Genomic DNA, 18,561 nt, shown 5'->3' with positions numbered 1-18,561 from the left:
AATTTCTTTCTTAAGGTATTGCCATATCATCATCACTCTAAGATAAATTTGAAGAACTTGTTATGAAGTAGATTCAAATTCATTTTGTACACTTATAAATAGCAAGTGTTTTTGGATCACGCCATACTCCGCCATGAAGAGATAATTCATTTTCTATTTCAATGGTCAGCCATTCTTTCATTTCTGAATGAAGATGAACGTTATCAGGTATGTTTAAAGATGGAAACATACTAGAGATATAGCTAACGATAGGCGTAGTATGATGAAATAGAAGTGCATTATGAATAACTGTTTCCTCCACAGTTTGAAAAACAGATTGTAATAATTGTTTTCCGTTTTCTAAACAAAATGGAGAAGCTGATAGTGATTTTTCGGGTAAATCGAATGCAACTAACATTTTGTTACACATCTCATCCATACGGGGTAATGAGATTTTGGAATTTGTTGTGGCTAGGAACTTGCCTTCCGGTGAAATTACCTTATGAAATCCTTGAATTGTTTTTTCAACATCCGTCATGTGATACAACATATGTCTTGCGATGATCCAATCATAAGAATCAGCTGGGAAAGGAAGTTTGGTAGCGTCTCCAAGTTTCCATTCAATATTTTCATGTTGCTGCGCTCCATTCATAGCAGCTTCTCGCAACATAGTTGTAGATTGATCCAGACCAGTAAGATGTCCCTTATGACCGTTCTTTTGTAGCAGTGCAAGAAATTTTCCGTTAGCACATCCAACTTCTAATATCTTTTCCGTTCCTTGTAATTGTAGATGACCTATTACAATTTCATCTAAGTCTACTCGTTGTTCCTCATGCTTTTTATGAGTATCGATCCGTGTTTGCAGATGGCTACTAACAGCGTATTGCCTTTTTACATCATTCATCTTTTCTGATTCCACCTTTACACAAAATTGCTGAATAGCATGTGTTAAAACATCTGTTTTATTTAGACCTTCATAATGAAGTGCTGCTTCAAATCTTTCTAGTAATCTTTCGTCAATTCGAAAGTGAATATCTTTTCTCTTAACCAATTTTGGGTCCCCCTTACAGCTGTTAGTGAGACTATAGCATGACTAGAAATTTTCTGTAAATAAATTGTGTACACAATGGTGACAGAGTATTAGAAAAATTCATTTAAATAATTATTTAAACTATTGACGATTAAATCGTTTTCATATATTCTTAAATTAAGTAATATTCAAATAATTCACAAGAAATGAGAGAGTCACATGCTACTTCAAGGAACACATCGAATTGGTCGTATGGCTATGTTGTTGGCGCTTGCGGACGAGAATGAAAACCCAGTACTATCCATTCCAAAAGGTTGGAAATATTGTACTGGGAAAGTCGGTTCTATGAATTCGCAAAAGGTTGTCGCAGCAATGGAAACAGCGGCTAAAAGCAACCAAGTTATTGAAACAGACGTTTACAGAGAAACGCATGCACTTTATCATGCAATCATGGAAGCGTTGTACGGGGTAACGAGAGGTCAAATTCAGTTAGCAGACGTTCTTCGTACAGTAGGTCTTCGGTTTGCGATTGTGCGCGGTACACCATACGACGGGAAAAAAGAAGGCGAATGGATTGCTGTTGCACTTTATGGAACGATAGGTGCGCCTGTAAAAGGATCTGAGCATGAGGCGATTGGTTTAGGAATTAATCATATATGATTTGCCCATAGTCTATTAGTTAGAAGGGGGCCTTGCTTTTTGGGACAGAAGTCTGTCTTAAAAAGGTAAGGTCCCCTTTTGCTCTTTTTAAGGAGGAAAAAGGATGATTACGTTAACAGGACATTCATTGACAGTAGAAGAAATGAAACGATTATTGTTTGAAGGAGAAGGGGTAACAGCCTGCTCAAGTAGTATGCAAAAAGTGGCCGAGTGCCGTGAAGTTGTAGAAAAAATCGTAGAAGATGGAAGGGTTGTTTACGGTATTACAACTGGGTTTGGAAAATTTAGTGATGTATTTATTCAAAAAGATGATGTAAAAGCACTTCAGCATAATTTGATTCAATCACACGCATGCGGAATTGGCGATCCATTTCCTGAAGAAGTGTCGCGCGGAATGTTAATTTTACGAGCTAATACGATGTTAAAAGGGGTATCCGGTGTTCGCCCTCTTGTTGTCAATACGTTGTTAGAGTTTGTAAACCGTAAAATTCATCCGGTTATCCCGCAGCAAGGTTCATTAGGCGCGAGTGGTGATTTAGCCCCACTATCTCATCTTGCTCTTGTTCTATTAGGTGAAGGTGAAGTGTTCTATAAGGGGAAACGCGTTCATGCGATGGTAGCTCTTACAGAAGAAGGTTTAGAGCCAATCGAATTAGAAGCGAAAGAAGGGCTTGCATTAATCAATGGTACACAAGCGATGACAGCGCAAGGAATTCTTTCTTATATAGAAGCTGAGGCGATTGCTTATCAATCAGAATTAATTGCTTCCATGACAATCGAAGGGTTGCGCGGCATTATTGATGCATTTGATGAAAATGTTCATAAAGCTCGTGGATACAAAGAACAGGTGGAAGTTGCGAAGCGTATTCGCGATGTACTTCAAGATAGCAAGCTTGTAACAAAACAAGGGGAACTGCGTGTACAAGATGCATATTCACTTCGCTGTATTCCGCAGGTGCATGGTGCTTCTTGGCAAGTTTTAAATTATGTAAAAGAAAAATTAGAAATTGAAATGAATGCAGCAACAGATAATCCGCTTATTTTTGATGGGGGAGAAAAAGTAATTTCTGGCGGGAACTTCCACGGTCAACCAATTGCATTTGCAATGGACTTTTTGAAGGTTGGAATGGCGGAACTAGCAAATATTTCCGAACGCCGTATTGAACGTCTTGTGAACCCGCAGTTAAATGATTTACCAGCATTTTTAAGTCCAGAGCCAGGGCTTCAGTCTGGTGCAATGATTATGCAATATGCGGCAGCTTCACTTGTATCAGAAAATAAAACATTAGCGCATCCAGCAAGTGTTGACTCAATTCCATCATCAGCTAACCAAGAAGATCATGTAAGTATGGGAACAATTGCTTCGCGTCATGCACATCAAATTATTCAAAACGTAAGACGAGTTCTTGCGATTGAAATGATTTGCGCAATGCAAGCTGCGGAATATCGTGGTACCCAAGAGATGAGTACAGTAACGAAAGCTTTTTATCATCAAGGTCGTCAGCAAGTACCTTCAATTACAAATGATCGTATTTTCTCAACAGATATTGAAAATATTGCACATTGGTTAAAGACAAGTCGCTTTACATTAGAACGATTGGATGTAAACACAGCACTATAAAATGAAACTTTAATTAGTGAGGGGGAGATAATCCTTCCGCTAATTATTAGCCAGCACCAACCGGTTTTTTACTACCAATTATTAATGAAGGATAAAAATAGAAAAGGGAGAGGTTAAAATGGAAAATGTAAAACAAACAATTCGCGCGCCAAGAGGAACAGAACTACAAACTAAGGGTTGGGTTCAAGAGGCAGCTCTTCGTATGTTGATGAATAATTTAGATCCAGAAGTAGCTGAGAAACCAGAAGAGTTAGTTGTTTACGGTGGTATCGGCCGTGCAGCTCGTAACTGGGATAGCTATCATGCAATTGTGAATTCGTTAAAAACATTAGAAAGTGATGAAACATTACTTGTTCAATCTGGTAAACCAGTTGCTATCTTTAAATCGCATGAAGATGCACCACGCGTTCTTTTAGCAAACTCAAACTTAGTGCCAAAATGGGCAAATTGGGAGCATTTCCGTGAGCTTGAGAAAAAAGGCTTAATGATGTACGGACAAATGACAGCAGGTAGCTGGATTTATATTGGTACGCAAGGGATTTTACAAGGAACTTACGAAACATTTGGAGAAGCAGCGCGCCAACACTTTGGTGGTTCACTAAAAGGCACGCTAACACTCACTGCTGGTTTAGGCGGTATGGGTGGCGCACAACCTCTTGCTGTTACGATGAACGGTGGGGTAGTTATTGCGATTGATGTAGATAAGCGTAGCATCGATCGACGTATTGAAAAAAGGTATTGTGATATGTACACAGAATCTTTAGAAGAGGCGCTAGCAGTTGCAAAAGAATATAAAGAAAAGAAAGAGCCGATTTCAATTGGGCTATTAGGAAATGCTGCAGAAATTTTACCAGAACTTGTGAAACGTGGTATTACACCAGACTTAGTGACAGATCAAACGTCTGCACATGATCCGTTAAATGGTTATGTTCCAGTTGGATATTCATTAGAAGAAGCGGCAAAACTTCGTGAAGAAGATCCAGAGCGCTACGTACAATTATCAAAGGAAAGTATGAAAAAGCATGTGGAAGCAATGCTTGCTATGCAAAAGAACGGTGCAATTACATTTGATTATGGAAACAATATTCGCCAAGTTGCATACGACGAAGGCTTAAAAAATGCATTTGATTTCCCAGGATTCGTTCCGGCATTTATTCGTCCGCTATTCTGTGAAGGAAAAGGACCATTCCGCTGGGTAGCACTTTCTGGTGATCCAGAAGATATTTATAAAACAGATGAAGTGATTTTACGTGAATTTGCTGATAATGAGCATTTATGTAACTGGATCCGTATGGCACGTGACCAAGTTGAATTCCAAGGACTTCCATCCCGTATTTGTTGGTTAGGATACGGAGAGCGCGCGAAATTTGGCCGTATTATTAATGAAATGGTGGCAAATGGTGAATTATCTGCACCAATCGTTATCGGTCGTGATCATTTAGATTGCGGATCTGTTGCTTCGCCAAACCGTGAAACAGAAGCGATGAAAGACGGTAGTGATGCAGTGGCAGACTGGCCAATTTTAAATGCATTAATTAACAGTGTTAACGGTGCAAGCTGGGTATCTGTTCACCATGGTGGTGGCGTTGGTATGGGATATTCACTTCACGCTGGAATGGTTATTGTTGCAGATGGAACAGAAGCAGCGGCAAAACGCATCGAGCGCGTATTAACTTCTGATCCAGGTATGGGTGTTGTTCGTCACGTTGATGCGGGATATGACTTAGCTGTTGAAACAGCGAAAGAAAAAGGCGTTAACATTCCAATGATGAAATAAGGAGGAAGAAACATGCTGGACATTTTACTAACAAATATTGGCCAATTGCTAACAATGGATCAAGAAGATGGCTTGTTAAGACGGGAAGCAATGAACGCGCTTCCTGTTATCGAAAATGGTGCAGTCGGTATTGAAGATGGTGTGATTACTTTTGTTGGAACAGTGGAAGAGGCAAAAGGTTTACAGGCAAAAGAAATCATCGATTGCGAAGGGAAAATGGTTTCACCGGGTCTTGTTGATCCGCATACACATCTTGTATTTGGCGGTTCTCGCGAAAATGAAATTGCTCTGAAATTACAAGGTGTTCCGTATTTAGAAATTTTAGAACAAGGCGGCGGCATTCTCTCCACTGTAAATGCTACAAAACAAGCGACGAAAGAAGAACTTGTTAAAAAGGCAAAATTCCACTTAGATCGCATGTTATCTTTTGGTGTAACAACAATGGAAGCGAAGAGTGGTTATGGATTGGATGATGTAACAGAGTGGAAACAATTAGAGGCAGCAGCAGAGGTTCAGAAGGAGCATCCAATTGATGTTGTGTCAACATTTTTAGGAGCTCATGCAGTGCCAAAAGAGTATAAGGGAAGATCGAAAGAATTTTTACAGTGGATGCTCGATTTATTACCAGAAATTAAGGAAAAACAATTGGCAGAGTTTGTTGATATTTTCTGTGAAACAGGAGTGTTCTCTGTTGAAGAATCAAAAGAATTTTTACGTAGAGCGAAAGAACTTGGTTTTGATGTAAAGATTCATGCAGACGAAATTGATCCGCTTGGCGGTGCAGAAGCGGCTGCTGAAATTGGTGCAGCATCAGCTGATCATTTAGTTGGGGCATCTGATAAAGGGATTGAAATGTTAGCTAATTCGAATACAGTTGCGGTATTACTTCCAGGGACAACGTTCTATTTAAATAAAGAAAGTTTTGCTAGAGGGCGTAAAATGATTGATGATGGTGTAGCGGTAGCTTTAGCGACTGATTTTAATCCTGGCAGCTGCCCGACCGAAAATATTCAACTGATTATGAGCATTGCAATGTTAAAACTAAAAATGTCACCAGAAGAAGTATGGAACGCTGTAACAGTAAACTCAGCGTATGCGATTAATCGCGGTGATGTTGCTGGGAAAATCCGTGTTGGACGTAAGGCAGATATCGTATTGTGGGATGCATACAATTATGCCTATGTACCGTACCATTATGGTGTCAGCCATGTAAATACAGTATGGAAACAAGGGAATATTGCATATACACGAGGTGAAAAAGCGTGGAGCAAGGCCACTATTTAAAGAAAAATGCAAAGTTTATTGATCGTGAAGTAACGAAATGGAGCGATATCATTAAGAACTGGGATGAGAGTGAAGAAATCTTCGGCGGGGCATTAATTGGTGCTCCGCTTTCAAAACCATCAATTAGTCACTCAGGTGCATGCTTTGCACCAAAAACAATTCGGGCAATGCTAGATGCGTATAGTACGTATGCAATTACAGAAGAGCATGATATGAAACAAAGTGTCCTCTATGATTGCGGTGATATTACAATGCACGTTACGGATATAAAAGAAAGTCATGTTCGCATTGCGAAAACGCTAGAAAGTCTTACAAAATCGAATCCACAGATGGTACCGATTGTTCTTGGCGGAGATCACTCGATTAGTTTTCCGAGTATAAGTGGGTTCGCAAGCAGTAAAGGAAAAGTTGGAATTATACAATTTGATGCTCATCATGATTTACGTAACTTAGAAGACGGAGGACCGTCAAACGGGACACCATTTCGTAGTTTACTAGAGAATGATGTCATTACAGGAAAGCAATTAGTACAAATAGGGATTCGAAACTTTTCTAATGCTCATACGTATCATGAATATGCAAAAGAGCATGGAGTAACGGTATATACGATGCAACATGTTAGAGAGCGTCATATAAAAGAGATCATTACAGAAAGTATTGAATTATTGCGTCGTCAAGGGGTAACATCTATTTATGTTTCTGTTGATATGGACGTATTAGATCAAGCATTTGCGCCGGGATGCCCAGCAATCGGCCCAGGTGGTATGGATAGCACGACATTATTGGATGCAATGACAGTGCTTGGACAAGAACCGCTTGTAGCAGGTATAGATATTGTGGAAATCGATCCAACTCTTGATTTCCGTGATATGACGAGCCGCGTTGCAGCACAGGTCATTATGAGTTTTTTACTGTCACGTGAAACAGTACGTAAGCAAGTAAATATATGAGAAAAAGGAGCCAATTCGAAATTTCGTTTTAACGGAATGACGAGTTAGCTCTTTTTCGTTCTATATATACAAGTTACAAAAACGACATAAAGTAAAACTTTAATCAGTGGGGGTTTTCTTCATTCCCCACTGATTATTAGTTGAACCAATCGGGCTTTTACGGGCAGTTTATCTCCCGCCTAACTTCTTTGCTTCCGCTGAATTTTGAGGCGGGAGTATTACTGCCCGTTAATGTGGGATAAAAACCCCTTTCTTTTTAGGGGAGGGAGAGCATCTGGCCGCGCATAGAAGCGGTCAGGACCTTTTCCTGCCACATGCGAGGTTTAGAACAAAGGGAGCAAGCGGTGTATTCTGCATAGCAGCGACTTATAAAGAAAAGCGGAGCCGACTGTTTAGGCCTGTTGGCTAAGGTTCTTTCACACAGAAGGTGTTTTTTATCTTCTCGTGTGGAAGGTTCTTAGACATGAGGGCCTAGGAGGCAGAGCTAGACAAAGATGTCGAAAAATTAAAATGGATTTATATAGTTATATCATTTTTCTTATTTGCAGCCTAACACATAGTTCTTTTTTATGTGGAAATGCTAAGAATCATATTTGAATTGAAATTGAAGGGATACTCTTATGGACTACAAAATATTTAGAGCTATTAACCAGTTTGTTGGCCGTTATCCATCTGTAGATGCCATTATGATCATGATTTCTCGAAAAGCGCGTTATGTATATGTTCTTTTATTAATCTTAATGTGGTTTCGTAGTGGTTTTTATAAAAAAATTACGATACAGGCCACAATTTCTGCATGTATAACGTTACTTATTAATTTTTTTATAAAACGATTTTATTTTAGACCTCGCCCTTTTGTAAATCATAATGTGCATATATTACCTCCAATTCCATCAGGAATGAATTCTTCATTTCCAAGCAAACATACGATGCTATCGTTTGCCGTGGCAACTTCTATTTTGTTTTATAATCGTTTGTTGGGATGGTTTTTGTGGTTATTAGCATTTTTAACAGGATTATCCCGTATTTGGAACGGGCAGCATTATCCATCTGATATTATAGGAAGTGCATTAATTGGAAGTATAACTAGTATTGTGGTAAACGTTATGTTCTGGTTATGGAATTGCTTTGTTTCATGCGTTTTGCGTAGCTACAATTGTGTATGTAATTTTGTGAAAATACGTTAATGATGAGTAGAATATGAAATACGTGTTATCTTAAGGGGCCCGCCACATGCCTATCACCTTAAAAGAGGAAACAAACGGAGATGTAACAGATGAACCATCCTAATGTTAGTCCAGAATATATTAGTCCCAGTAGCAAGAGTTGAGGAAAAAATTTTGCGTTTTATTCGTGAATTGAGGAAGAAAGGTTAAAAAGAACAAGGCAACCTTAGGATTAAGAACATTTGTTAAGATTCCCTGTCTATAAAGGCGTGAAAAAACATCATATGATGATACGACCGTTGACTTTCCAACTCTAACAGGATCTTGATTACTATTTTTAACATATTTCCAAAAGAATTCCCCTTCCTCAAGGAATGAGAAGGGTGAAGCCTAATGAGTAGAGAGGGGATGAATTTTGGTTGGCGTAAGCCAAAGGATTGAAAAAGGAATTTCCTCGAATCAGATAGAATGTATGTAAAGAATGATTTGGATCTCAAAGTTATCGTTTGCTGGCTGTGGGCGGTGCACCATTAGAAATGCTAAAACAATACATCGAAACACAGGGGCAAAACGAATGGGAGGGGATGACAATGTTGTTGAATCAAAAATATGAAATCTTTCCAACAGAAACACAAAAAGAAGTGTTAGGCTGTTGGTTACAATATTGTCGTCAAACCTATAATTCTGCCTTGCTAGACAAAGAACGGAAATATAAGCAAAACAAAGAAAATTACGATCGTTATGATATGCAAAGACAACTTACATTGGACAAGAATACGTATCCTTTTCTAAAAGAAATGCCTTCTCAGCCTTTGCAAGAAGTGTTTGTACGTCTAAAAAAAGCGTTTGATCATTTCTTTCGTAAAGATGCAAAGTATCCAAAACAGAAAAAGTATAAAGACTACAATAGTATGACGTTTCCGCAATTTGGATTCAAACCAAACGGAAAGCATCGTTATGCGATGTCTTTTTCTGATAACTATAAGTTATACAATAAAAAATTGGGAGAAATAGAGATCCTACTTCATAGACCACTCGAAGGAACAATCAAGCAACTGATTCTCAAACGTCAAGGGAAAAGATGGTACGCTATTTTCAGTGTCGAAAGACAAGTGGTACCATCTGATATCGATACCAATCGTGCGATAGGAATTGACGTGGGATTACATAAGTATGCCGTTCTTTCTGATGGTTCAGAGTTTGAAAACCCTAGATTTCTCCGTGAAAAAGAAAAACAACTAAAGAAAGCACAGCGTAAACTTTCTAAGAAGAAAAAAGGTTCTGCTAACTTTATAAAACAGGCCGAGCGTGTTCGCAAGCTACATGAAAAAGTAGCGAATCAGCGCAGGGATTTTCTTCATAAACTCAGTTACAATCTTGCGAAAGAGTATTCCGTTATCGCTGTAGAAAATCTGAACATTCGTAACATGGTTAGAAACAGAAAATTATCGAAATCTATTTCTGATGCAGGGTGGGGAATGTTTCGAAACATGCTTGCTTACAAATGTGAAAGTCATGGCGGTGTACTCGTCAAAGTAGAACCAAAATATACTTCACAAGACTGTTCTTTTTGTGGGAATCGTGTGAAGAAGTCTCTCTCTATTCGTACTCACATATGTACAAAGTGTGAAACAGTGTTAGATAGAGACTATAATGCGAGCCTGAACATCTTACAAAAAGGATTAGAAGAATTGCTTATCACAAACTAAAGTCTACAAACTGTAGGGCAAGGTTATGTCCGAACAGTATAATCTACGCCTGTGGAGACTGTGTAAGACGCAGTGGGTCCCCCCCACTACGCAATGGTCTATGAAACAGGAAGCCCCTTCTTCAATCAGGCCGTAAGGTGGATAAGGAGGGGTTATTCACAGGAGGATATTCCTAAAAAAATAAGATATACCGCACCGATAAGTTTAATAACAACGAACAGTTTTGCAGATTGCATTAATAATAAGGATAATCCTAGTCCCGTGACAATTGTATGTACGAGAATTCCGCTAGCTATCCCCAATGCAGTGAGTAATCCTCCTTTCGTAGAGAAAGTGATTGTATTTTTTGTTACAAGAGCGGTGTCGATTCCTGGAGACAAGATTAGCAAAATAGATGTGACGATGAATGTCCAGTAATTTATACTCATATCGAAATCCTCCCATTATAGAGTAGATCTCTGATACCAATAGCAGTATCATCAATCGCTTCAATTGCTTCTTTAATCTCCCAAGGCTGATCAGCAAATGACATAAAATCATGAATCATCCCTTCATATCTTCGTAAAATAACAGGTACTCCAGATATTCTTAAACGGTTTGCATATTGCTCGCCATCGCTTCTAGCAGGATCAAATTCAGCTGTCACAATGTAAGCCGGAGGTAAGTCACTCAAATCGACGCTTAGTAGTGGTGACGCAAAGGGATTATTTATATCCGCCGGTGATGAAAGATAGTGTCCACAAAACCATTTCATAGCGTCATAAGTAAGAAGATACCCCGTCGCGTATTCTTTATAAGATTCAGATTGTAGACGGCAATCTGTTATCGGATAGATAAGAAGTTGGGCGCGTAGTTTCAGGCTCTTTTCTTGTTTCAATTTAAGGGTTACTGCAGCGGCAAGGTTAGCCCCGGCACTGTCACCTCCGATTGCTAATAAAGTAGAATCACCGTGGATATCTTTTGCATGTTTGTAAACCCACTGAGTTACGAACAATGCTTCATATACTGGGTCAGGAAACTTGTATTCCGGTGCAAGATGGTAACAAACTGAAACCACGATAACTCTAGCTTTTTGTGTAATTCTACGACAAATCGTGTCGACTCCATTTAGACTGCCAAGCACCCATCCACCTCCATGAAAGTAAATCAAAATAGGGAAATTCTCTGAACCGGGAGGCGTATAAACCCTAATCGGTATCTCTCCAAATGGTCCATCTATTTTTTTTGTTGTGACACGTTCATTTCCTGAGAGTCTTGGGTTCACAGGTGTTGTCAAATAAGGGTTCTTCACTTGTCCTCGTGCTTCTTGGACAGAAAGTAAATGTAGAGGACGAGATTTTTTTGAATTTATTTTATTGAGAATAGATTTAATTTTGGGATTTAATTCCATCAGTTTTCCTCCTTTTTCTAATAGTACTTATAATCTATAGTATAGATAATAATATCTATTTAGTTAAATGAAAAAATACTATATAATCTATTCGTAATATGAATAAATTGGAAAGGGAGATGAATTTTTGAATTATGAACATTGGGAGACTTTTATTACTCTTGCGGAGACCAATAGTTTTACTCGAACTGCAGAAAAATTGAATATTTCACAGACAACTGTAACTAACAGGATAAAACAATTGGAAAATCAAATTGGAAAACTGCTGTTTATCCGAGATACAAGATCGGTCAAATTATCGGAAGCTGGAACTATATTGTATCCCTTCGCTAAAAAGGGAATTGATATACTAAAACACGGGGAGTTTGTAGCAAGGAGCTTTATTGATTATGATGAAAAACTTGCTATAGGGAGCCTAGTTTCCATTTGGCATTATTTCCTTTTACCATATGTACAAAAGTTAAAATTAAATTATAGCAACTATACACTCCGTCTATACACAGGCCACACTCAGAGAATGTTTCAATTACTATTAGATGGGATTATTGACGTTTGTGTTGTTCCATCCAAACCTCAACACCCTGATCTTGAATATGTTAGGTTATTTGAAGAGCCTTTTTATCTTGTTGGTAGCCCTGATCTATTTAAAGAAGACGTAGTAGAGTTAACCAGAGATCAGCTGAATAAATCATCATTTATTCATATTCCTTGGGAAACTCCTTTTATTGAGTGGTTTCATAACGAAATAGGAGTCAAACTTTTCCCTTCAATTGAAGTAGATGATACCACTTTATATGTTCGCATTTTACTTGAACAAAAGATGATGGGGTTCCTTCCCGATGTAGTTGCCCGTCAATATATTAAAAATAAAGAACTCATCAAGATTCCTTTTAACTCCGTTTTTCCAATGCCGAAAAGATCAATTTATCTTGTTCATCATAAAAAAAATAAAGGATCTCGAGCCTTGCAATCCTTTAAAAACATCCTTATTAATGTAAAAAGCTGAGATAATGGAGGTACAAAAATGAAATCAATAAGTATATCTTTAGAAACTGAAAAAAATAAGAACCTGGATAAAATAGAAAAATTATTTTTAGATTGTAGGTTAGACTTGGAAAATCGGAACATATACCAGTGGGATGATTCTTATCCAAACAGGGCATATTTTACTGAGAAAATAGAAAACAGGGAATTATATGTATTAAAAAATAAAAATGAGTTAATTGGAGTTTTTGTACTTGATGAATGGCAACCTATAGAATGGTCAAATATCCAATGGTCTTATAATGAAGGAGCTTATCTTGTTATACATTCATTTTGTATACATCCAGATCAACAAAGCAATGGCTATGGAAAAGCAGTTCTAGATTTTTGTGAAGGGTTAGCAATTCAGCGGAAATATACGGGTATCGGCTTAGATGTTTTTTCAAAAAACGATGTTTCTCAAAAGTTTTACGAGAAAAATGGATATGTAAAAAAAGGAGAAGTTATTTTCAAGTCAAAACCTGTTAACAATCAAGTCTATTTCTGTTTTGAAAAAATAGTAACACATAATTTCCCACTAAAAATAGGAGAGGTTTAACAATTTGTTACATAATTAAATTCGTTAATACAAAGGAAAATATAGTGTTTCAAGTACTCTTATCCAAACTCATGTCAGAAAGCAACATTCTAATCCTAATAATTGTGTTATCCAAGTTGGAGCCCTGCCGATTTTCATCCGTCGAATAAATCAAGTAGTTTACTTTGAAGTGAAATGTTCAAAAACGTTATTTTTTCTAATCTAGCTTGTTTAGAAAGAATAACGTTTTTTTCATTTTATAGATACAATTTCATTCATTTTTCTTGGTGTTCCGCATCCCATTCACTTAAATAGGATGCATATTCTAATTCATCTGGATTATCATGTAACATAGAAATGAATTCTAATTTATTTCTATCACAGTCCAGAAAGTATACACTTGCAGCGGGCATCCATCTTTGGACAATTGGCTCTTGATTTCCTTTCCCCTGACTTCCTACCACTTCTATTCCACGTTCCTCTAACCACAATTTAGAAGTCCTTAAAAACTCTAAATCTACACCAAAAGCAAAGTGTTTCGTTTCAAAGTTTTCAATATTATGTACTTCCCATATTCCAAGCATTTGTTTTTTATTTTCTCCTACCCAAAAGAAAGCCACTCTTCTTCTGGATAGTTTTCTTGCTAATGCTAATCCTAGCTTGTTTTGATAGAAATCTATCGCCTTTTCTAAATTTCTTACATGTAAATGAGTTTCGTATATGTTTTGTATCATTATGTTTATTCCCTTCTGTATTGTAATTTGTAATTATCTTCCGTGTATAAATTCCCACTCTTTCCAGGACATAATTTCAAGTTCTGGTCTTGGTTTATCTTCTAACATAGAAATAAGCTCAACTGAGTGACCATCTGGATCTGTAAAATAAATCGACACAGCAGGCATAAAAGGGAATACCATTAATTCTTCGGAATTTCCACCAAAGAAATTTGCAGATTCAATTCCTAATTCATTTAAATAATTTCTCGCCTTAATAATATCTTTCACATCTACTCTAAAAGCGAAATGTTGACGCTGAATCTCCGGTGAAGGATAATTTTCTCTAATGCCAAACATAGCTTCTCCAGGTTTTCCGATCCAGTAAAATTTAGATTTTCGATTAGAGTCTTCATACAAAGGAATAATATTAAATAATTTTTCATAGAATTCAGCAGATACTTTATAATTACTTACATTAATATGTGTTTCAAAAATCCCTTTAATCATTAAAACTCCTCCTTTTATAAGTAATTGATTATTACCAATATCATTTTATATCTTTTAAGTTCAATATATCTAATCACTATTTTATTAAAAAAAACAGCTAGATGAATCAATCTAAAAGATGAAATTCAAGTGGAAATCCTACTACTTTTGTCGTAGAATCCCCACGTATCACCACATCCTCATCAAGTTACTATCTTTAAATAGGCCTACACAAAAATTTTGTTTTTCTAAAGTTAGTTATAAGGATTCATCTTACTTTTTCTTTTTGGGATTGCTCCGTTTTCTTAAGATGATGGGCAGGGGGTATTGACGGCAAAACGCAGATTTTATCCGCTAAGACATTTTCTAACAATGAAATTTCATCTTTGCTACTGTAAAAAAACAACTAGCACCTCTTGCGAGGTGCTAGTTGACGTAAAATTCGAAAGCGGAAGTAAATTATGTTTGTCCAAAAAGTTAACCGCTCGCTTGGAATTAGCATTGTTTACTTTTCGAATATATTCATATTAAAGAACACTTCTACTAAATTATATTTAGACTTAGTTTTTTGGTGATTGCAGCTTATCAATTTTCCAGTGTGTTTCTAGAGGGTCTAAAGAGCTTTCAATATAAAACATATATTCATCTGCGGTACCTGGTACTTCAAAAGCTATTTTCAATTCTACCGTTTCATTTGGTTTAACTTGTATATCATAAGGAGAAGGGTTTTGGTCAAGCACCTTTCCTTCATACGCCTTACCGTCTTTTTCATCTTTTAAGGTATATTTTAATTCTGATAGTCCAATCATTTCACCTCGTACATTTTTTACAGAGACATTAACAACGATAGAATCGTTGCTATCATTTAAATATGCACTTTGAACGGTGGTCAAGTAATAGCCTCCCTTAATACTCTCACCAACTAATAAAATACCTTGTTCCAAGCGGCTCATAGTTTCTTTTTCTTCAAAATTTATTAATTCTTTATTTTCATTTTTTGCAGTTGGTTCTTCTATTGAACCATTTTCAACTGCACTATCTTTTTTATCTTGTGTGCAAGCAGCCGTAACACTGACAAATACTAGACTTAAAGTAAGTAATATGGATAATTTTCTCATAAAATTTATCCGTCTCCTTAAATTTCTTGATTTTGTGCAACTATACATATTATAAAGCAATTCTATTTATAAGCTCATTTATTTTTTCCTCTGTCAATAAGCCATTTTAAGATTCCTATTATTAATATAAGGAGCGGTATTGCCTGAATAAGGAGAAACCCTCCCCAAAAATCAAGTTCAGTACTATCTGGAGGGTCTGTTGCCATCACACCTATAAAAAAAGCCACTGGAATTGTGAATAGATTTACCCCTAAACTGACCATTATGAATGTTAGATTTTTATCCTTAGTTTTTGGTGAATCAGAATTGAAGAATGAGAATATTGCAATGCCGATTATAAAATACAGTATTACATAAAGCTGATTAAGATATCCCATAATATTCCTCCGTTATCCTAATTGTACCACTAGCAAGGACGTTTTTGTACAACTTTGGATGAATAAGATATTCATCCAAAGTTAACATAACGTCTCATTATCAGCAGTAATCAAATCCCAGAAATCCGTTCATATCAAGAGTTTTTCAGTCTTCTGTTCCCTCCGCTGTATGCAGGATTTCATACAGCCCTGTTACAACAGCATTAAGCAGTTTAAACCGTTTTCGTAGCCTGCATGAAATCCTGCATATCCTTAGCGTATAAAATCCGCATTTTGCCGTCAGTACCCCTCTTAGAAGTAGTGCAGATTCCAAAGTTAGCGAAGTATTGTATAGAAACAGAAGAGCAAACAGGAAAGTTAATTTTCTGTTTGCTCCTCTTTTTTATTTCGCTTTTGGGAAGATAGGTAACTGAATATCTACAGTTGTTCCTTTATTTAATTCACTTGTAATTTGTAATTTTCCATTATGCTCTTCAATGATTTTATAGCACATCATTAAACCTAATCCAGTTCCTTTTTCTTTCAAACTATAGAAAGGTTCACCTAATCGTGAAATGCGATCTTGTGGAATTCCACAACCTTCATCTGTAATGCTAATTACTATAGAATGATTTTCTATGTTCATTGTTTGAATGGAAATAGTCCCTCCGTGAGTCATTGCTTCTATTGCGTTTTTTAATATGTTAATGAATACTTGCTTGAGCTGATTTCCATCACATTGAATTGCTGGTAAAGAGGACATGTGATTCATGGTGATGTGTGTGTTATGCATCATTGCTGTTGGTGAAATAAATGTTACTACTTCCTCGATTAATGTTTGAATTTGATAGGGTTGTATGGATATGGCTTGTGGTTTAGACATTGCCATAAATTGATTTGTAATAGATTCCATTTGAGCAATTTCGCTTAGCATAATATCAACATACCATTTGTTGTTTTCATTCATATCAGGTTCTAGCAATTTTAAAAATCCTTTTAAAGAAGTTAATGGGTTTCGTATTTCATGGGCAATACCAGCAGTTAGCTGTCCAACAACTGCGAGCTTTTCGGATTTTTTTAATAATTCTTCTGTTTTCTTTAAATTTGTAATATCTTGTCCCATAATGACAATCCCTTTTCGCGATCCATCAGGATGAAAAAGAGGAACTTTTATAATGTTAAGAATGATAGGAGTAGAGTCAGCATGAATAATAATTTCTTCACGACACATACTCTCATTTTGCTGCCATGCATATTGATCGGATTTCTCACAGTATAAGAAGGAGTTACGATAGGACTCATTATATTGGATAAGCTCACTATCTTTTTTACCGCGATACGGTACATTTTCAAATTTTAAACTAGAAATTGCATAATCGTTAGCTTCAAGCCATCTTCCTTCTTCATCTTTCAAAAGAATAAACGCTGGCATCGCATTTATAAGAGTTCGTAAGCGTTTTTCACTTTCCTTTAATGCAAGTTCTATTTTTTTTCGTTCTGTAATATCCCTTAAGCTACTTACAAACGCTACTACTTCTCCATATGTGTTTACAATAGGAGAGATAAAATTAGTGACATGTATTAAATTCCCGCTTTTTTGTTGTCTAATTGTTTCTTTCGACGTAAACAGTTTATTATGTGCAAGATCTTGATATAGTTTATTGTATATATCTTTTGAGAAATCTGGGATAGTAGGTATTATTTCTCCAAGCATTTCTTGTTCAGTCCAGCCGAAAAGAGTTTCAAAAGCCTTGTTTACTTTCATTACACGAAGCTCTAAATCAAGAACAACAATAGCATCTACTGTGTCTTTAAGAAGTGAATCAAATTGTTGTTTTGTTAATGTGAAATTTTCTTTACTTTGTTTTGTTTTTATTGTCGCTTTCATTCTATTTTTTGAAATAGTAGCGCGTCTTTTTAGATATATGCTTTTTTTAACAGACGTAAATCTATTCCTTCGCATTCATGATTCCTCCGCATATATATAATAATTAAAAATAAATAATATATAGGTTGTTGCTAGGCAGAAAAAGGCCCTGACCGCTTCTATGCATGGCTAGATGCTTGTGCGCCCCTAATAAGAAAGGGGTTTTATGTCTTTCTAACTTGTGTTTATATTTTATTTTAAAGATATAACGATGCTAATGTTATATCATTTAAGAGTATAGACGTGATAAGGATAAATAGTCAATTTCTCATTAAATCTTTTTGAATTGTAAGTTTTATTTCGTGATTGAAAAAATGAGAGGGTGTTGGTTTCTCTGTGGGAGCTAGGAGTTACACATTGGAGTAGAGCAGAATTTTTCTCCTGCAAAAAAAGCTCATCCAGCGTTTTATGTTCAACATATAGAATATTTTCAAGAAAATGTAACACAAAAAGGAGTTTCTGTTATAGTCGATACAGCACGTCCTGATGTTACAAGGTTTTATGTATTAGATCTATTTTGGAATCGAATTGAATTTATCCCGGATTAACGGGCAGTAATACTCCCACCTCAAAATTCAGCGAAGACATTGTCCAGCTCTAGCGGCTAGAATCTCCGGCCGTTTCGCCCCCTCGGACGAGGCAAAAAGCGCCTCTCTGTCAGGGGCTCTAACGTCCTGCGATTCTGAACGAGCCGCTTCCGCTTTTCTTAAGAAGTTAGGTGGGGGATCAACTGCCCGTAAAAGCCCGATTGGTGAGGGCTGATAATCAGTGGGGGATGAAGAAAACCCCTACTGATTAAAGTTTCACTTTATGGAACAGAAAAATAGATAA

The 18,561-nt window shown here is 36.7% G+C and carries 17 protein-coding genes and 2 pseudogenes; 10 read left to right on the top strand and 9 right to left on the bottom strand.

Annotated elements, in window-relative coordinates:
- Positions 1-79 precede the first annotated feature (79 nt).
- Positions 80-1,030 carry a class I SAM-dependent methyltransferase gene (locus MR076_RS13865; RefSeq protein WP_242221478.1) on the bottom strand — a complete coding sequence of 317 codons (951 nt, stop codon included), beginning with the start codon at positions 1,028-1,030 and terminating at the stop codon, positions 80-82.
- A 198-nt stretch (positions 1,031-1,228) separates the two neighbouring features.
- On the opposite strand from MR076_RS13865, the gene hutP reads away from it, so the two are divergent.
- From hutP to MR076_RS13835, 6 genes are all read left to right on the top strand, one after another.
- The gene (gene hutP / locus MR076_RS13860; protein WP_242221476.1) at positions 1,229-1,669 is read left to right on the top strand and encodes a hut operon transcriptional regulator HutP; all 441 of its coding nucleotides are present in this window, start codon (positions 1,229-1,231) and stop codon (positions 1,667-1,669) included.
- A gap of 103 nt (positions 1,670-1,772) precedes the next feature.
- The gene (gene hutH, locus MR076_RS13855; protein ID WP_242221474.1) at positions 1,773-3,290 is read left to right on the top strand and encodes a histidine ammonia-lyase; all 1,518 of its coding nucleotides are present in this window, start codon (positions 1,773-1,775) and stop codon (positions 3,288-3,290) included.
- A 118-nt stretch (positions 3,291-3,408) separates the two neighbouring features.
- Complete coding sequence (gene hutU / locus MR076_RS13850; RefSeq protein WP_242221472.1) at positions 3,409-5,067, top strand: urocanate hydratase; 1,659 nt, start codon at positions 3,409-3,411, stop codon at positions 5,065-5,067.
- A 12-nt stretch (positions 5,068-5,079) separates the two neighbouring features.
- Positions 5,080-6,351 (top strand): imidazolonepropionase, encoded by a 1,272-nt coding sequence (gene hutI, locus MR076_RS13845; protein ID WP_242221470.1) that lies wholly within the window; start codon positions 5,080-5,082, stop codon positions 6,349-6,351.
- On the top strand, positions 6,330-7,301 hold the full coding sequence (hutG, locus tag MR076_RS13840; RefSeq protein ID WP_242221468.1) for a formimidoylglutamase: 972 nt from the start codon (positions 6,330-6,332) through the stop codon (positions 7,299-7,301). Before hutI ends, hutG begins: the two co-directional genes overlap by 22 nt.
- 620 nt (positions 7,302-7,921) lie before the next feature.
- On the top strand, positions 7,922-8,488 hold the full coding sequence (locus tag MR076_RS13835) for an undecaprenyl-diphosphatase (protein ID WP_242221466.1): 567 nt from the start codon (positions 7,922-7,924) through the stop codon (positions 8,486-8,488).
- A gap of 79 nt (positions 8,489-8,567) precedes the next feature.
- Here MR076_RS13835 and MR076_RS13830 read toward each other — a convergent pair.
- Positions 8,568-8,731: pseudogene (locus MR076_RS13830) on the bottom strand (LysE family translocator); the annotation flags it as partial.
- Positions 8,732-9,051: 320 nt separating this feature from the next.
- Here MR076_RS13830 and MR076_RS13825 point away from each other — a divergent pair.
- Complete coding sequence (locus tag MR076_RS13825) at positions 9,052-10,176, top strand: RNA-guided endonuclease InsQ/TnpB family protein (RefSeq protein WP_242221464.1); 1,125 nt, start codon at positions 9,052-9,054, stop codon at positions 10,174-10,176.
- 152 nt (positions 10,177-10,328) lie between these two features.
- Here the strand turns inward: MR076_RS13825 and MR076_RS13820 are convergent, their stop codons facing one another.
- Both MR076_RS13820 and MR076_RS13815 read right to left on the bottom strand, forming a co-directional pair.
- The gene (locus MR076_RS13820; protein ID WP_242221462.1) at positions 10,329-10,604 is read right to left on the bottom strand and encodes a LysE family translocator; all 276 of its coding nucleotides are present in this window, start codon (positions 10,602-10,604) and stop codon (positions 10,329-10,331) included.
- A complete protein-coding gene (locus tag MR076_RS13815; protein ID WP_242221460.1) occupies positions 10,601-11,566 on the bottom strand; it encodes an alpha/beta hydrolase in 966 nt (321 codons plus the stop codon). The genes MR076_RS13820 and MR076_RS13815 overlap by 4 nt, the downstream gene beginning before the upstream one ends.
- 127 nt (positions 11,567-11,693) lie before the next feature.
- On the opposite strand from MR076_RS13815, the gene MR076_RS13810 reads away from it, so the two are divergent.
- Together MR076_RS13810 and MR076_RS13805 are read left to right on the top strand one after the other, a co-directional pair.
- Entirely contained in the window at positions 11,694-12,572 is an 879-nt protein-coding gene (locus MR076_RS13810; RefSeq protein ID WP_242221459.1) for a LysR family transcriptional regulator, read from the top strand.
- Between the two features lie 18 nt (positions 12,573-12,590).
- Positions 12,591-13,148 (top strand): GNAT family N-acetyltransferase, encoded by a 558-nt coding sequence (locus MR076_RS13805; protein WP_242221457.1) that lies wholly within the window; start codon positions 12,591-12,593, stop codon positions 13,146-13,148.
- A gap of 254 nt (positions 13,149-13,402) precedes the next feature.
- Here MR076_RS13805 and MR076_RS13800 read toward each other — a convergent pair whose 3' ends face one another.
- The 5 genes from MR076_RS13800 to MR076_RS13780 all read right to left on the bottom strand — a co-directional run bounded on the left by MR076_RS13800 (position 13,403) and on the right by MR076_RS13780 (position 17,766).
- Positions 13,403-13,861 carry a VOC family protein gene (locus MR076_RS13800; RefSeq protein ID WP_242221455.1) on the bottom strand — a complete coding sequence of 153 codons (459 nt, stop codon included), beginning with the start codon at positions 13,859-13,861 and terminating at the stop codon, positions 13,403-13,405.
- 33 nt (positions 13,862-13,894) lie between these two features.
- Positions 13,895-14,350 carry a VOC family protein gene (locus MR076_RS13795; RefSeq protein ID WP_242221452.1) on the bottom strand — a complete coding sequence of 152 codons (456 nt, stop codon included), beginning with the start codon at positions 14,348-14,350 and terminating at the stop codon, positions 13,895-13,897.
- Positions 14,351-14,889: 539 nt separating this feature from the next.
- The gene (locus MR076_RS13790; RefSeq protein ID WP_242221450.1) at positions 14,890-15,447 is read right to left on the bottom strand and encodes a DUF4352 domain-containing protein; all 558 of its coding nucleotides are present in this window, start codon (positions 15,445-15,447) and stop codon (positions 14,890-14,892) included.
- Between the two features lie 74 nt (positions 15,448-15,521).
- Positions 15,522-15,824 (bottom strand): hypothetical protein, encoded by a 303-nt coding sequence (locus MR076_RS13785; RefSeq protein ID WP_242221448.1) that lies wholly within the window; start codon positions 15,822-15,824, stop codon positions 15,522-15,524.
- 382 nt (positions 15,825-16,206) lie between these two features.
- The gene (locus MR076_RS13780; RefSeq protein WP_242221444.1) at positions 16,207-17,766 is read right to left on the bottom strand and encodes a PAS domain-containing sensor histidine kinase; all 1,560 of its coding nucleotides are present in this window, start codon (positions 17,764-17,766) and stop codon (positions 16,207-16,209) included.
- Positions 17,767-18,035: 269 nt separating this feature from the next.
- On the opposite strand from MR076_RS13780, the pseudogene MR076_RS13775 reads away from it, so the two are divergent.
- A pseudogene (locus MR076_RS13775) lies at positions 18,036-18,278 on the top strand (VOC family protein); the annotation flags it as partial.
- Positions 18,279-18,561 lie beyond the last annotated feature (283 nt).

The organism is Bacillus cereus group sp. BfR-BA-01380 (genome assembly GCF_022663535.1).
Taxonomy (GTDB): Bacteria; Bacillota; Bacilli; order Bacillales; family Bacillaceae_G; genus Bacillus_A; species Bacillus_A cereus_BB.
This window is presented reverse-complemented; position numbering and strand designations above follow the sequence as displayed.

Bases quoted from the DNA above. Each gene is read 5' to 3' on its own strand.
- hutP (WP_242221476.1), top strand. From the start codon at position 1,229: ATGCTACTTCAAGGAACACATCGAATTGGTCGTATGGCTATGTTGTTG.
- hutH (WP_242221474.1), top strand. From the start codon at position 1,773: ATGATTACGTTAACAGGACATTCATTGACAGTAGAAGAAATGAAACGA.
- hutU (WP_242221472.1), top strand. From the start codon at position 3,409: ATGGAAAATGTAAAACAAACAATTCGCGCGCCAAGAGGAACAGAACTA.
- hutI (WP_242221470.1), top strand. From the start codon at position 5,080: ATGCTGGACATTTTACTAACAAATATTGGCCAATTGCTAACAATGGAT.
- MR076_RS13835 (WP_242221466.1), top strand. From the start codon at position 7,922: ATGGACTACAAAATATTTAGAGCTATTAACCAGTTTGTTGGCCGTTAT.
- MR076_RS13825 (WP_242221464.1), top strand. From the start codon at position 9,052: ATGACAATGTTGTTGAATCAAAAATATGAAATCTTTCCAACAGAAACA.
- MR076_RS13820 (WP_242221462.1), bottom strand. From the start codon at position 10,604: ATGAGTATAAATTACTGGACATTCATCGTCACATCTATTTTGCTAATC.
- MR076_RS13815 (WP_242221460.1), bottom strand. From the start codon at position 11,566: ATGGAATTAAATCCCAAAATTAAATCTATTCTCAATAAAATAAATTCA.
- MR076_RS13805 (WP_242221457.1), top strand. From the start codon at position 12,591: ATGAAATCAATAAGTATATCTTTAGAAACTGAAAAAAATAAGAACCTG.
- MR076_RS13800 (WP_242221455.1), bottom strand. From the start codon at position 13,861: ATGATACAAAACATATACGAAACTCATTTACATGTAAGAAATTTAGAA.
- MR076_RS13795 (WP_242221452.1), bottom strand. From the start codon at position 14,350: ATGATTAAAGGGATTTTTGAAACACATATTAATGTAAGTAATTATAAA.
- MR076_RS13790 (WP_242221450.1), bottom strand. From the start codon at position 15,447: ATGAGAAAATTATCCATATTACTTACTTTAAGTCTAGTATTTGTCAGT.
- MR076_RS13785 (WP_242221448.1), bottom strand. From the start codon at position 15,824: ATGGGATATCTTAATCAGCTTTATGTAATACTGTATTTTATAATCGGC.
- MR076_RS13780 (WP_242221444.1), bottom strand. From the start codon at position 17,766: ATGCGAAGGAATAGATTTACGTCTGTTAAAAAAAGCATATATCTAAAA.